This window comes from Pseudoxanthomonas sp. SGNA-20 (genome assembly GCF_003931635.1).
Lineage (GTDB): Bacteria > Pseudomonadota > Gammaproteobacteria > Xanthomonadales > Xanthomonadaceae > Pseudoxanthomonas.
Map to the genome: position 1 here is coordinate 141179 of NZ_RRYK01000004.1, position 14148 is coordinate 155326.

Below are 14148 nucleotides of genomic sequence, written 5' to 3' on the forward strand. Positions count from 1 at the left end.
ACGGGGGCAGGCGGCCCGCCGGCCGCCGCCAATGTTTCCCGGAGCTTCCATGTCCCGCACCCGATCCGACGCCCTCGAACTGCCCGTCCTGCCGCTGCGCGACGTGGTGGTGTTCCCGCACATGGTCATCCCGCTGTTCGTGGGCCGGGACAAGTCCATGCGCGCCCTTGAGCAGGCGATGGAAGGCGACAAGCAGATCCTGCTGGTCGCGCAGAAGTCGGCCGAGACCGACGACCCGCAGGCGGCCGACCTCTACACCGTCGGCACCCTGGCCACCGTGCTGCAGCTGCTGAAGCTTCCCGACGGCACCATCAAGGTCCTGGTCGAGGGCACCGCGCGCGTGCAGGTGGGCGACATCGCCGAGCGCGACGGCGCCCTGCACGGGCGCGGCACCGTGGTCGAGCCGGGCACCAGCCGCGACCCGCGCGAGATCGAGGCGGTGGCGCGCACCCTGACCAGCCTGTTCGAGCAGTACGTCAAGACCAACCGCAAGCTGCCGCCGGAGCTGCTGCAGACCCTGTCCGGGATCGAGGAGCCCGGCCGCCTGGCCGACACCATCTCGGCCCACATCGGCGTGCGCCTGGCCGACAAGCAGCGCCTGCTGGAGACCTTCGACACCGGCGACCGCCTGGAGCTGCTGGTCGGCCTGGTCGAGGGCGAGATCGACGTGCAGCAGATGGAGAAGCGCATCCGCGGCCGGGTGAAGTCGCAGATGGAGCGCAGCCAGCGCGAGTACTACCTCAACGAGCAGATGAAGGCGATCCAGAAGGAGCTGGGCGACCTGGACGACTCGCCGGGGGAGATGGAGGAGCTGGCGCGCAAGATCGCCGAGGCCGGCATGCCCAAGGCCATCGAGGCCAAGGCCAAGAGCGAGCTGAACAAGCTCAAGCAGATGTCGCCGATGTCGGCCGAGGCCGCGGTGGTGCGCAACTACCTCGACTGGCTGCTGGGCGTGCCGTGGAAGAAGCGCAGCAAGGTGCGCAAGGACCTCAAGGCCGCGCAGGACACCCTGGACGCCGACCACTACGGTCTGGAGAAGGTCAAGGAGCGGATCCTGGAGTACCTGGCGGTGCAGTCGCGGGTCAAGCAGATGAAGGGCCCGATCCTGTGCCTGGTCGGCCCGCCGGGCGTGGGCAAGACCTCGCTGGGCCAGTCCATCGCCAAGGCCACCAACCGCAAGTTCGTGCGCATGAGCCTGGGCGGCGTGCGCGACGAGGCCGAGATCCGCGGCCACCGCCGCACCTACGTCGGTTCGATGCCGGGCCGCATCGTGCAGAACCTCAACAAGGTCGGCACCAAGAATCCGCTGTTCGTGCTCGACGAGATCGACAAGATGTCGATGGACTTCCGCGGCGACCCGTCGTCGGCGCTGCTGGAGGTGCTGGACCCGGAGCAGAACCACAGCTTCAACGACCACTACCTGGAGGTCGACCTGGACCTGTCCGAGGTGATGTTCGTGGCGACCTCCAATTCGCTGAACATCCCCGGCCCGCTGCTCGACCGCATGGAGGTCATCCGCATCCCGGGCTACACCGAGGACGAGAAGCTGAGCATCGCCACCCGCTACCTGGTGCCGAAGCAGCAGAAGGCCAACGGCCTCAAGCCCGAGGAGCTGTCGATCGCCGAGGACGCGATCCGCGACATCGTGCGCTACTACACGCGCGAGTCCGGCGTGCGCAACCTGGAGCGCGAGATCGCCAAGATCTGCCGCAAGGTGGTCAAGGAGATCGCGCTCAAGGGCCCGGAGCCGGCGAAGAAGAAGCCCGCGCGCAAGGCCGCCGGCAAGCGCAAGGGCGCGCTGGTGCAGGTCACCGCGGCCAACCTGGACAAGTACCTGGGCGTGCGCCGCTTCGACTTCGGCCGCGCCGAGGAGCAGAACGAGATCGGCCTGGTCACCGGCCTGGCCTGGACCGAGGTCGGCGGCGACCTGCTGCAGATCGAGGCCACCCTGGTCCCGGGCAAGGGCCAGCTGATCCTCACCGGCCAGCTGGGCGACGTCATGAAGGAATCCGCCTCGGCGGCCCTGTCGGTGGTGCGCGCGCGCGCCGAGCGGCTGGGCATCGAGGTCGACTTCCTGCAGAAGCACGACGTGCACCTGCACGTGCCCGACGGCGCCACCCCGAAGGACGGCCCCAGCGCCGGCATCGCCATGGTCACCGCGCTGGTATCGACCCTGACCAAGGTGCCGGTGCGCGCGGACATCGCCATGACCGGCGAGATCACCCTGCGCGGCAAGGTCACCGCGATCGGCGGCCTGAAGGAGAAGCTGCTGGCCGCGCTGCGCGGCGGCATCCGCACGGTGATCATCCCCGAGGAGAACCGCAAGGACCTGGCCGACATCCCGGCCAACGTCACCGAGGGGCTGAAGATCGTGCCGGTGAAGTGGATCGACGAGGTCCTGGACCTGGCCCTGGAGCGGCCGCTGGCCCCGGCCGGCGCGAAGGTGGCCGTGCGCGGCGGCGGCCGCAGCGGTGGCCGCCGGCAGCGCCCGGTGGCCGACCGGACCGACGTAAAGCACTGAAAAGTCCGCGGCCGCGCGCCGCGCGAATCCGACAGGCGGGCATGAAAAGCCCGCCAGTGCTGCATTTCCGGCTTGCGGCCCTTGGGGGCGCCCTGTATAACGGGCGCACCCGCACTGGCCACGCCCAGTCCGCGGAACCAGACCTGCCGGCACGCTCCACGGACGCGACCCGGTCACACATCTCGCGGCAAGACCGCACAGGGAGTAAATACGAATGAACAAAACCGATCTGATCGACGCCGTCGCCAGCGAAGCCGAAATCACCAAGGCCGAGGCCGCGCGCGCGGTCGACGCGGTGATCAACTCGGTCACCAAGGCGCTGAAGAAGGGCGACGCCGTCACCCTGGTCGGCTTCGGCACCTTCCAGGTGCGCAAGCGCGCTGCCCGCACCGGTCGCAACCCGAAGACCGGCGAGACCATCAAGATCAAGGCCTCGAAGAATCCGGCGTTCAAGGCTGGCAAGGCGCTGAAGGACGCTGTAAACTAACCGGCCCGCTTCCGAAGCGGGCTTGCCTGACCCGGGTGCTTAGCTCAGCGGTAGAGCGTCGCCCTTACAAGGCGAGGGTCGGGGGTTCGAAACCCTCAGCACCCACCAGCTTCGGAATGCAAAAAAATTTGTAAGACGGTCTTCTCAAACCTGAAAACTTGTCTTAGAATGACTGTCTCAGCGCGGAGTGGTAGTTCAGTCGGTTAGAATGCTGGCCTGTCACGCCGGAGGTCGCGGGTTCGAGTCCCGTCCACTCCGCCACTTATCTGGAAAGCCCCCGGGAAACCGGGGGCTTTCTTTTTGTCCGCGCCTCGCGCGGCAAATGCGCATGCGTAGCGGCCTTGCCTGCTCCACGGCAGGCTTCCCGCGCAGGCGCCGGACCGGGCGTGCGCCACACGGCCATGCCCGGAAACGCGCCGGCCGGGGAGCGCAAAAAGCCTGGTTGCGGGGGAGCCGGCGGGCAGTCCGCGCGGCGCCGGCCCGGGTTACACTGCACGGCTTACATTCGCCGCTTACCTACACCGGGCTAACAATGCTGCAGAAACTCCGCGATCGGTCATCGGGCTGGGTTGCCACGGTCATCATCGCCCTGCTGATGATTCCGTTCCTCTTCGTCGTCGACCAGAGCTACCTCGGTGGCATGGGCGCCAACAACGTGGCCCAGGTCAAGGCGCCGCCGTCGTGGTGGAAGGGCGCGCCCGGCTTCTGGCCGGTCTCGCTGCTGTGGGAGCACCAGGAGGTCAGCGGCGAGGAGTTCCGCCAGCGCTTCGAGCAGGCCCGGATGCTGGCCCGCCAGCAACAGGGCGAGGCGTTCGACCCGCGCCAGTTCGAGAGCATCGAGAACAAGCGCCGCGTGCTGGACGAGCTGATCGACGAGAAGGCGCTGCTGCTGGCCGCCAGCCGCGAGGGCGTGGTCGTCTCCGACGCCGCGGTGCGCGAATACATCGCCTCGATCCCGGCATTCCAGGTGGACGGCAAGTTCAACATGGACGCCTACCGCATGGCGCTGTCCTCGCAGTACCCGCCGCGCACCCCGAGCCAGTTCGACGAGCTGGTACGGCAGTCGCTGCGGCAGTCGCTGGTGCCGATGGCGGTGGGCAACTCGGCCTTCGTCACCGACGCCGAGCTGGACCGCCTGCTGCGCCTGTCCGGCGAGACCCGCGACGTCGAACTGGTGGTGCTGCCGTCGGCGCCGGAGGACACCGCAGCGGTGACCGACGACGACGCCAAGGCCTGGTACGAGGCGCACACCGCCGACTTCATGCGCCCGGAACGGGTGGGCATCGAGTACGTGGAAGTGACCGCGCAGCAGGTGCCGGAGCCGGCGCCGGCCGACGAGGCCACCCTGCGCCAGCGCTACGAGGAAGAGAAGCTGCGCTTCGGCGAGCCGGAGCGCCGCCTGGCCTCGCACATCCTGGTGCGCGTGCCGGAGGGTGGCGACGCCGCCGCGGCCGAGCGCAAGGCCGCCGAGCTGGCCAGGCAGGCCGCCGCGCCAGGTGCCGATTTCGCCGCGCTGGCGCGCGAGCATTCCGAGGACCCGGGTTCGCGCGATGCCGGCGGCGACCTGGGCTGGGTCGAGCGCGGCACCATGGTGGCGCCGTTCGAGGAAGCGCTGTTCGCGATGCAGGCTGGCGAGGTGCGCGGCCCGGTGAAGACCGACTTCGGCTGGCACGTGCTGCAGCTGCGCGAGGTCAAGGAAGGCGCCGCGCGCCCGTTCGAGGAAGTGCGCGACGAGCTGGCGCGCGAGCTGGCGCAGGCCGAGCGCGAGCGCGCCTTCAGCGAACTGGTTGGCCGCCTGACCGACCTGGCCTACGAGAACCCGTCCTCGCTGGAACCGGCCGCGCGCGAGCTGAAGCTGGAAGTGCGCAAGCTCGGTCCGTTCAGCCGCGACGACACGGTCGGCATTGCCGCGGCGCCCGAGGTCAAGCGTGCCGCGTTCTCCGAGGCCCTGATCGAGGACGGCACCGCCAGCGACCCGATCCAGATCGGTCCGCAGCACAGCGTCCTGATCCGGGTGGTGGAGCACGAGCCGGCCGAGGCCATGCCGCTGGCCGAGGTGCGTGGGCAGGTCGAGGCCGCGGTGCGTGCCGACCGCCGCAACAAGGCCGCGGTGGCCGCCGCCGAGGCCGCGCTGGAGCGCCTGCGCAAGGGCGAGGCGCTGGCCGCGCTGGCCACTGCCGAGGACGGCGTCATGCCGCTGCCGGGCCTGCCGCGTGGCGCGCCGGTGCCTTCGCGCGAGGCCAACCGCGCCATCTTCGCCGTGGCCGCGCCGGAAGAGGGCAAGGCCGCGTTCGGCCGCTTCGCCCTGCCGGATGGCCGCCAGGCGGTGTTCGCGGTCAATGCCGTGCATCCGGGCAAGCCGGAGGAACTGCAGCAGGAGCAGCGCGCCCTGCTGCGCCAGCAGTTCGCCCAGATCGACGGCGCCGCCGCGGCCGAGGACTACATCCGCCGCATCCGCAGCCAGTTCAAGGTCCGCATCGACGAAACCCAGCTTTGACGGGAGCGGCGATTGGGGCCAAAAGAACGGGGGCGCCTCCTGGCGCCCCCTTTTTTTTGCTTGTTTGATGGGTGGCCCGGCCCACTCACTCCACGCGCAACTGCATCCCCGGCCGCAGCACGCTGTTGGCGTTGAGGTTGTTGAGTTCCAGCAGCTGGCGCACGGCCACGCCATAGCGCCTGGCGATCACCCAGGCCGACTCGCCGCGGCGCACGGTGTGCACCCGGGTGGTCGCCACCGCGGGTGCTTCCTCCACCTCCGCGGTGGCACGCACCGGCGCCAGCGCCACCGGCGCCGGCGGTGCGATGGCCTGCACCAGGGCCAGCGGCGGGCTGGTCCAGCGCTGGCCCAGGGCAGGGTTGAGGCGGCGCAGCACCGTTGGATCCTGGCCGTTGCCCAGGGCCCAGGCCTCCAGTCCGCCGGCGCCTTCCAGCGGGCGCGCCTCCAGGTGCAGCACCGGACGGTCCAGCCGCGCCATCCATTCCGCTTCCTCGCCGGCGCGGGTCAGCACGCAGGCCAGGGCGTGGAGCTTGTCGACATAGGCATAGGTGACGCCGGACAGGCCCTGCAGCGAGCCTGGCGTGGCCTCCAGCGCCTGCTCGCCGCTATGGCGCAGCGCCCGCAGCACGCGCGACTCGCCGGCGTTGTAGGCCATCGCGGTCAGGCGCCAGTTGCCGCCGAGCATGCCGTTGAGCTTGCGCAGGTACTGCACCGCTGCGCGGGTGGACTCGGCCGGCGACAGGCGGCCGTCGTAATGCTTGGTGACCGGCACCCCGTGGTGGCGCGCGGTATGGGTGACGAACTGCCACAGCCCCGCCGGGCCGCCGCCGTTGCGCGCGCCGGGGGCGTAACCGCTTTCCACGAACGGAATCAGGGCGTATTCGGTCGGCAGGTGCGCCGCGCGCAGGGCGTCGACCACGTGGCCGAACAGGGGCAGGGCGTCGCTGTCCGGATCGGCCAGGCGCGCCGGCGCATGGCGGAAGTGTTGCTCGTAGCGGGTCGCGCCCGCGTCGCAGCCAGGCTCGGCCAGGCCATCCAGGAACGCCTGGTAGATCTCGCGCCCGCTGCGCATGCCCTCCGGCAGCTCGGGGGAGGCGTCAGCGGCCGGCGCGTCCGCATCCGGCGCCGCCGGCTCGCTGGCCGGCGCGGGTGGCTCGGTGGCCGCCGGGTCGGGGCGGGGCTCCTGGGCGAAGGCCGCACAGGAGCACACCACCAGCACGGCGGGCCAGGCGCGCCTCATGCGCCGAACCCGTCCTTCCAGGCGCGCAGGGCGCCGAAACACTCCGCGTCGCTGCGCGGGGCATGGCCCAGGCGGTGCGCAGCCGCCTCGCGCACGGCCGGTTCGGCGCAGCGCAGGAACGGGTTGGTGTCGCGCTCGGTGGCCAGGGTGACCGGCACGGTGGGCTGGCCGGCCTCGCGCTGGGCGCGGGCCTCGGCGTGGCGCCGGACCAGGGCCGGATTGCCCGGCTCAACCGCCAGGGCGAAGGCGGCATTGGCCAGGGTGTATTCATGCCCGCAGCACACCAGGGTCTGGTCGGGCAGGGCGGCCAGGCGCTGCAGGGAGTCATGCATCTGCTCGGCATCGCCCTCGAACAGGCGCCCACAGCCCAGGCTGAACAGGGTATCGCCGCAGAACAGCACGCCTTCGACCAGATAGGCCACATGGCTGCGGGTATGCCCCGGCACGGCGATCACCCGGATCTCGCGCCCGGCCAGCTGCAGCCGCGCGCCGTCGGTGGCGCGCTCGGTGGCGTGCGGGATGCGCGGGTCCTCCGGCGCGACCACCGGCAATCCCGGCCAGCGCTCGAGCAGCTCCGGCACCCCGGCGCAGTGGTCGGCGTGGTGGTGGGTCAGCAGGATCGCGGCGGGCACCATCCCGCGCCCGGCGGCGGCCAGCACCGGCTCGGCGGACCCGGGGTCCACCACCAGCGCCCTGCCTGCACCCATGGCCCAGACATAGTTGTCCTGCAATGCCGGCAGCGGGGTCGGTCGCATAGAATCGGGACCATGCCTGCGCCCGCCACCCGCCGTCAACCCGGTGCCCCGGCCTGGTTCAGCGCCCCGCAGGGCCGGATCCTGCTGGCGGCGGAGCGCCAATGGGTGCTGCGGCGCCTGACTGAACGGCCGGTGCAGCCGTGGCTGTGGCTGTGCCCGGAGGCCCCGGAGGACTGGGTCCCGCCGCCCGCACGGGGCCTGCTGCTGCACCATGGCGGCGGCGCCGGCGGCTACCAGGGCAGCGTGCGCTGCGACCTGCCCCTGCCGGTGGCCAGCGGCTGCATCGCCCACGTGGTGGTGCAGCACGCCCCGTCGCGGGGACTGCAGACCCTGCTGGAGGAGTGCGAGCGGGTGCTGCTGGACGGCGGCCGGCTGTGGCTTTGCACCTTCAACCCGTACAGCCCGTACCGCCTGCGTGCCGGCCTGGCCGGGGTCGCGGCGCGCCCGCTGGGCGCCTGGATCCAGCGCCTGCACGCCCTCGGCCTGGTGGCGGTGGCGCCGCCGCGCTGCGTCGGGCCGCGCTGGCGTCCGCGCGAAAGTGCTGGCAATCCCGGCGGGGGCGCGGCATCGTTGCGCGCCGGGTGCGTGCTGGAGTTCGAAAAGCGCGCGCTCGCGCCGGTGGGACCGGTGCCGGCAGGCTGGCGGCGACCCGGGGCCGCGCCGGCGGCCTGAACACGGAAACCTGATGAAGAAGATCGAGATCCACACCGATGGCGCCTGCTCCGGCAACCCCGGGCCGGGCGGCTGGGGCGCGCTGCTGCGCTACAAGGCCCACGAACGCGAGCTGTCCGGCGGCGAGCCGGTCACCACCAACAACCGCATGGAGCTGATGGCTGCCATCAGCGCCCTGGAGGCGCTGACCGAGCCCTGCGAGGTGGTACTGTTCACCGACTCGCAGTACGTGCGCCAGGGCATCACCGAATGGATGCCCGGCTGGGTGCGCCGCGGCTGGAAGACCGCCGGCGGCGACCCGGTCAAGAACCGCGACCTGTGGGAGCGCCTGCACGCGGCCTGCCAGCGCCACAGCATCGAGTGGCGCTGGGTCAAGGGCCACAACGGCGACCCGGACAACGAGCGCGTGGACGCGATCGCCCGCGCTGCGTCCCAGCAGGCCCGGGCCGCGGCGCGGTAAACTTGCGCCGATGCGCCAGATCATCCTCGATACCGAAACCACCGGCCTGGAGTGGAAGAAGGGCAACCGCGTGGTCGAGATCGGCTGCGTGGAGCTGCTGGAGCGGCGCCCGAGCGGGCGCAACTTCCACCGCTACCTCAAGCCCGACTGCGAGTTCGAGGCCGGCGCCCAGGAAGTCACCGGCCTGACCCTGGAGTTCCTGGCCGACAAGCCGTCGTTCGAGGAGATCGTCGACGAATTCCTCGAATACATCGACGGCGCCGAGCTGATCATCCACAACGCCGCGTTCGACCTCGGCTTCCTCGACTACGAGCTGTCGCGTTGCGGCGAGCACTACGGCCGCATCGCCGACCGCTGCACCGTGGTCGACACCCTGCTGCTGGCGCGCGAGCGCTTCCCCGGCCAGCGCAATTCGCTGGACGCGCTGTGCAAGCGCCTGGGCGTGGACAACTCGCACCGCCAGCTGCACGGCGCGCTGCTGGACGCGCAGATCCTGGCCGACGTCTACATCGCCCTGACCTCCGGCCAGGAGGAGATCGGCTTCGCCGAGGTCGAGGCGCCGTCCACCGGCCCGGCGGTGGCCACGGTCAGCTTCGCCCCGGTGGCCGGCGAGCGCCCGCGCATCGCGGCCGCGCCGGAGGAGCTGGAAGCGCATGCGCGCCGCCTGGCACACCTGCGCAAGAAGGCCGGGCGCGCGCTTTGGGACCAGTACGAGCCGCTGCCGGAACCGGAAGCCGAGCTGCAACCGGCCTGAGCCGGTGCCTCAGTGGCAGCGCACCAGCACCGCGGTGACGTTGTCCGAACCGCCGCCGTCCAGCGCCGCCGCGACCAGGATGTCCACGCATTCCTGCGCGCTGCAGTCCTGCCAGGACAGCACCTCGGCGATACGCGCGTCGTCCACTTCCTCGGTCAGCCCGTCGCTGCACAGCAGCAGCTGCATGCCCGGGCGCAGTTCGCCGGACATGGTCGCCACCTTCAGGTGCGCCGGATCGGTCACGCCCAGGGCCTGGGTGACCGCGCTGCGCTGCGGGTGGGTGCGCGCCTCCTCGGGCGTGAGGCTGCCTTGGGCGATCAGTTCCTGCACGTAGCTGTGGTCCTGGCTGAGCTGGGCCAGGCGGCCGTCGCGCCACAGGTAGGCGCGGCTGTCGCCGATCCAGGCCACCTCGAAGCGCTCGCCCTGGACCCGCAGGACCACGGCCGTGGTGCCCATGGGCAGGGCGTCGTTGCGGCGGCGCGAGGCACGGATGATCTCCTCGTCGGCCACCCGCAGCGCCTGTGCCAGCGGCGTGCCCTGGCGCACCTCGCGCACGATCGCCTCGCGCGCCAGCGCGCTGGCGACCTCGCCGCAGGCGTGCCCGCCCATGCCATCGGCCACCAGCCACAGCCCCAGCTCGCTGTCGCCGTAGTACGTGTCCTCGTTCAGCGCCCGGCGCAGGCCGGGGTGGGTGAGGTGTCCGAATTCGATCATGAAGGCCCGGGGCGAGGCTGCGCTGGAGTAGCGTGCAATCATCCGGGCCGGCCGTGCCGCGGGCAAGGTTTGCTTGCGGGGGCGGCCCGCCGGCACGCTTGGCTTGTCCGCGCGCGCCGCGCCACGTATCATTCCCGCCCCGGCTGCGGCCGGGCCACCGGAGAGGTGGCAGAGTGGTTGAATGTACCTGACTCGAAATCAGGCAGGCGTTTATAGCGCCTCGGGGGTTCGAATCCCCCCCTCTCCGCCAGATGCAAATAAAAAGGCCCCCTCGCGGGGCCTTTTTATTTGCATCCGGTGAGGGGGGGCCTGGTTCGAACCCCTTGGTTCGACCACCCGCGAAGCGGGTGGCGCGAGGCGCGCAGCGCCTCGTCACAAACCGCGCAGCGGTTTGCACGGCGAAGCCGCCCGAAGGGCGGGCCCGCAGGCCGAGTGAATCCCCGGGCTCAGCGTGGCATGCCCGGCGAAGCCCCCGCAGGCCCCCGACGGACTCCGCTCCACGCCCGGGAGGGGCGCTGCCGGCCCGCCGGAGAAGGCTGCGGGGGAATGCCTTTCAGCCTCGGTCTCGCCGCAGGCGCTAGACTTGCGCCTTTCCAATCCCCTGGCTGTTCCCCATGTCCGAAATCCTCGTCCCCGTGTCCTTTGGCGAACTGCTGGACAAGATCGCGATCCTGCAGATCAAGTCCGAGCGCATGACTGACGAGGCCAAGCTGGCCAACGTGCGCAAGGAGCTGTCGGCGCTGGAGCAGACCTGGATGGCGCATCCGGCGGCCAACCGCGACATCGCCCAGCTGCGTGCCCGCCTGAAGGCGGTCAACGAGCGGCTGTGGGACATCGAGGACGAGATCCGGCTCAAGGAACGTGCGCAGGAGTTCGACGAGGAGTTCGTGCGCCTGGCCCGCAGCGTGTACTTCGAGAACGACGAGCGCGCGCGGGTGAAGAAGGAGATCAACCTCGCGCTGGGCTCCGCCTACGTCGAGGAGAAGTCCTACCAGGACTACCGCACCGGCGCTACGCCCTGAGCCGCGTCGCCGGCCGCTGTCCCGGCCGCGGCCAGCTCCAGGCCGCGTACCCGGACCAGGTGCCGGACCATGCGCAGGCGCTCGCCATGGGGCAGGGCCACGCCGTAGCCCCGGTGCAGGCGCTCGACCTCCTCCGCGCGGCCTGAACCCAGCGCGCCCAGTTGGGCCAGCACCAGCGCTTGTTCCTGCAGTTCCAGCGGATAGGCCTCCGGCCGCTGCAGCAGCGCCTCGCCGGTGCGCAGCATGGCTTCGGCATCGCGCGCGGCCGCGGTGGCGTACAGGTCCAGCACCGCGCGCACGGCCGCCGGCTGGACGTCGCGCTGGATCCACGCCGGCGCGATCCAGACCCGTTCCAGGTCCTGCGGCGGCAGGTGGCCCAGGGTGGCCGCCGCCACCGCGGCCGCGGCGCGGGTCCAGGTGGCCAGGTCGGCGACCGGACCCTGCGACAGCCCCAGCAGCGCCTGCAGCTCGTGTTCGGCCTCGGCCAGTTCGTGCTGGCGTGCCGGCAGGGGCGTGGCGCGCGGCTGCCCGGACAGCGCCGCGGCCAGCGCGATCGCGCGCTGCCGCGCCTGCAGCACGCTGTGCCCGGGCAGGGCGGCGACGGCCTCGCTGGCCGGCGGCAGGATCCGTCCCTCCATCAGGTCCAGCACCGGCAGGCCGTTGTCGGCAAGGCGCTGCAGGGTGTCGGCACGGTCGGCGCGGAAGCGCGTCCGCGGGCCCTGCAGCGAGACCTGCGGATGGAAATCGCTGTGCGGGGCGGCGCCCAGGGCGCGGACGTAGGTTTGCAGCAGGGCGCGGCCGCCCAGTTCGCGCACGGCCAGGGCGGCATCGCCATCCAGCCCGACCCGCGCGGTCTCCCGGGCCAGTTCGCCGGTGACCCGCAGGCGCGCCGCGTCGGCCGCCGGGCAGGTGCTGCGGCAGGCGACCACCACCAGGTCGTTGTCCTGGGCCAGGTACAGGCGCGCGTCGGCGAAGTTCTCCAGCAGCGCGGCCAGGATCGAAGCCAGCAGCGCATCGTCGATTTCGTAGCTCTGCAGCCACTGCACCAGCAACCCGTCCTCGGCCAGGTGGCCGTGCAGGAAGCGGTAGAACTCGGTGGTGAAAAGGCCGGCCACGCCGCTGACCCAGGGGTTTGAGGGCTCGGACACGATCACGTCGTAGCGGCGCCGGCCGCTGGCGTAGAACCGGCGTGCGTCGTCGAAATGCACCTGCGAACGCGGATCCTGCAGCGCCCGCGCGATCCGCCGCGCGAACAGCTGCGCGCCGGCGCGGTGCACCAGTGGCTCGATCTCCACCGTCTCCACCCGCTGCACCCGGTCGCTGCCCAGCAGGGTATGCGTGGACAGGCCCAGGCCCCAGCCGATCACCCCGACCTGGCGCGGCTGCGGATGCAGCGCCAGCGGCAGCGCGCCCAGGCTCACCATGGTCAGCTCGTCGCCGCCGGGCGGGCGCTCCAGGTCCTGTGCCATGGCACCGTCGGACTTGCCATTGGTCAGCAGCGAGAGGGTCCCGTACGTGCCGGAGCGGACCACGCCGATGGTGGCGGTCTTGCCGTCGCGCAGGAACGGCACCTCCAGCGAAGCGTCCAGCCGCGCGTGGCCGGTGCGGAACGCGCCGGAGAGCTGGGTGCGTGGATCCGCCCGGCCCCACACCAGGGCCAGCAGCAGCGCCGCCACGGCGCTTCCCGACAGCGCGGCCAGCCGCGCCGGCTGCAGTTCGCCGCGCGCATGCGCCAGCAGCCAGAAACCGATGGCGATGTCGCCCACCGCGGCCAGCACCAGGCCCAGGCGCACGCCCAGCAATGGCACCAGCACGTGGGTCATCAGCAGCACGCCGGCAATCGCGCCGACGGTATTGGCCGCGTACAACCGTCCGATCGATGCCTCGCCACCGCCGGCGCGCAGCAGGCCCAGGGTGAACAGCGGCAGGGTGGTGCCGGCGAAGAACGCGGCCGGCAGCATCACCGCCATCGCCACCCCGGCGCTGCCGAGCAGGAACAGGCGGTAGCCGCCGTCGGTGCGCGATAGCGATTGCACCAGCGCCGCGGCCCAGTCGAAGGACTGCGCGAACGCCAGCAACGACAGCAACGCCGCCACGCCCATCGCGACCTGGGCGATCGCCGCGGTGCGCAGCGGATCGTCCAGGCGGCCGCCGCGACGGTGGACCCAGGCGCCACCGCCGGCCAGGCCCAGCAGGAACGCGGCCAGCATCAGCTCGAAGCTGTGCACGGTGGTGCCCAGGGCCTGGTTGAGCAGGCGGATCCAGCCGATCTCGTAGACGAACGAGCAGGCACCCGACAGCAGCCCGGCCCACAGCACCGCGCGCAGCAGCGGGCTGTGCCGCGCGGACGCGCCATCGGGCGCTGAGGCCGCCGTTGCCCGCGTTGCAGCCACGCCGTCGCCGCGTGCCAGCCACGCCGCCACCGCCGCGACCAGCAGGTTGGCAAGGCCGGCCGCCGCCAGCGCCCCGGGCATGCCCAGCCGTGGCAGCAGCAGGAAGGTCGCGGCCAGCGCACCGGCGGCCGCGCCCAGGCTGTTGGCGAAGTACAGCCCGCCCAGCACGCGCGCGTCCTGGCCCTGGCGGGCGCGGATCCAGCCGGCGCTCAGCAGCGGGAAGGTCGCCCCCAGCAGGATGCAGGCCGGCAGGATCAACAGGGCCGCGCTAAGCCACGGATACAGCTGTGCGGCCAGGCCGTCGCCCAGGGCGGCGAGCACGCCCTCCGACAGCCGGGTATAGCCAACGAACACCGGGTGGAAGGCCAGCCCCAGCACGCCGATCGCGGCCTCGGCCGCCGCATAGGCCAGCACCAGCCGGCGCCAGCGCAGGCCCAGCCGCGCCGCGCCCCAGGCGCCCAGGGCCATGCCGCCCATGAAGATCGCCAGCACCAGGCTTTGCGCGTACGCCGCATGTCCCAGCACCAGGCCCAGGTAATGCGACCACAGCGACTGGTAGACCAGCCCGGCGAAGCCGGAAACCACGAACAGGCCCAGCACCGCGGCGGCGGGCAGGACGGGGGCCGGCAACCT

Annotated in this window: 11 protein-coding genes and 3 tRNA genes; 10 read left to right on the plus strand and 4 right to left on the minus strand. The window is 71.7% G+C overall.

The window, feature by feature from the left end; genetic code table 11:
* The first annotated feature begins 49 nt into the window (after window positions 1–49).
* The 5 genes from lon (at window position 50) to EIM48_RS09470 (ending at window position 5505) form a co-directional block, all read left to right on the plus strand.
* The gene (lon, locus tag EIM48_RS09450) at window positions 50–2521 is read left to right on the plus strand and encodes an endopeptidase La (RefSeq protein ID WP_125076142.1); all 2472 of its coding nucleotides are present in this window, start codon (window positions 50–52) and stop codon (window positions 2519–2521) included.
* Window positions 2522–2735: 214 nt separating this feature from the next.
* Window positions 2736–3008 carry an HU family DNA-binding protein gene (locus EIM48_RS09455; RefSeq protein WP_019397794.1) on the plus strand — a complete coding sequence of 91 codons (273 nt, stop codon included), beginning with the start codon at window positions 2736–2738 and terminating at the stop codon, window positions 3006–3008.
* Window positions 3009–3041: 33 nt separating this feature from the next.
* A tRNA-Val gene (locus EIM48_RS09460) sits at window positions 3042–3116 on the plus strand.
* Between the two features lie 76 nt (window positions 3117–3192).
* Window positions 3193–3269 (plus strand) — tRNA-Asp (locus EIM48_RS09465).
* 271 nt (window positions 3270–3540) lie between these two features.
* Complete coding sequence (locus EIM48_RS09470; protein WP_158675203.1) at window positions 3541–5505, plus strand: peptidyl-prolyl cis-trans isomerase; 1965 nt, start codon at window positions 3541–3543, stop codon at window positions 5503–5505.
* A gap of 85 nt (window positions 5506–5590) precedes the next feature.
* On the opposite strand, the gene EIM48_RS09475 is transcribed toward EIM48_RS09470, so the two are convergent.
* Both EIM48_RS09475 and gloB read right to left on the minus strand, forming a co-directional pair.
* A complete protein-coding gene (locus EIM48_RS09475; protein WP_125076144.1) occupies window positions 5591–6745 on the minus strand; it encodes a lytic transglycosylase domain-containing protein in 1155 nt (384 codons plus the stop codon).
* Window positions 6742–7500: a hydroxyacylglutathione hydrolase gene (gene gloB, locus EIM48_RS09480; protein WP_026010625.1), complete on the minus strand. Its 759-nt coding sequence runs from the start codon at window positions 7498–7500 to the stop codon at window positions 6742–6744. Before gloB ends, EIM48_RS09475 begins: the two co-directional genes overlap by 4 nt.
* A 12-nt stretch (window positions 7501–7512) precedes the next feature.
* Here gloB and EIM48_RS09485 point away from each other — a divergent pair, with 12 nt between their 5' ends.
* From EIM48_RS09485 to dnaQ, 3 genes are read left to right on the plus strand one after another with little or no spacing between them, the layout of a single operon-like run.
* Window positions 7513–8172 carry a hypothetical protein gene (locus EIM48_RS09485; RefSeq protein ID WP_125111528.1) on the plus strand — a complete coding sequence of 220 codons (660 nt, stop codon included), beginning with the start codon at window positions 7513–7515 and terminating at the stop codon, window positions 8170–8172.
* 13 nt (window positions 8173–8185) lie between these two features.
* A complete protein-coding gene (gene rnhA / locus EIM48_RS09490) occupies window positions 8186–8632 on the plus strand; it encodes a ribonuclease HI (protein ID WP_019399114.1) in 447 nt (148 codons plus the stop codon).
* Between the two features lie 10 nt (window positions 8633–8642).
* On the plus strand, window positions 8643–9386 hold the full coding sequence (dnaQ, locus tag EIM48_RS09495) for a DNA polymerase III subunit epsilon (RefSeq protein ID WP_019399115.1): 744 nt from the start codon (window positions 8643–8645) through the stop codon (window positions 9384–9386).
* Between the two features lie 9 nt (window positions 9387–9395).
* Here the strand turns inward: dnaQ and EIM48_RS09500 are convergent, their stop codons facing one another.
* The gene (locus EIM48_RS09500; protein WP_019399116.1) at window positions 9396–10100 is read right to left on the minus strand and encodes a protein phosphatase 2C domain-containing protein; all 705 of its coding nucleotides are present in this window, start codon (window positions 10098–10100) and stop codon (window positions 9396–9398) included.
* Window positions 10101–10259: 159 nt separating this feature from the next.
* On the opposite strand from EIM48_RS09500, the gene EIM48_RS09505 reads away from it, so the two are divergent.
* Window positions 10260–10350, plus strand: a tRNA-Ser gene (locus EIM48_RS09505).
* 364 nt (window positions 10351–10714) lie between these two features.
* On the plus strand, window positions 10715–11122 hold the full coding sequence (locus EIM48_RS09510; protein ID WP_019399117.1) for a DUF6165 family protein: 408 nt from the start codon (window positions 10715–10717) through the stop codon (window positions 11120–11122).
* Here EIM48_RS09510 and EIM48_RS09515 read toward each other — a convergent pair.
* Entirely contained in the window at window positions 11098–14145 is a 3048-nt protein-coding gene (locus EIM48_RS09515) for a spermine synthase (RefSeq protein WP_028914818.1), read from the minus strand. The genes EIM48_RS09510 and EIM48_RS09515 overlap by 25 nt on opposite strands.
* Window positions 14146–14148 lie beyond the last annotated feature (3 nt).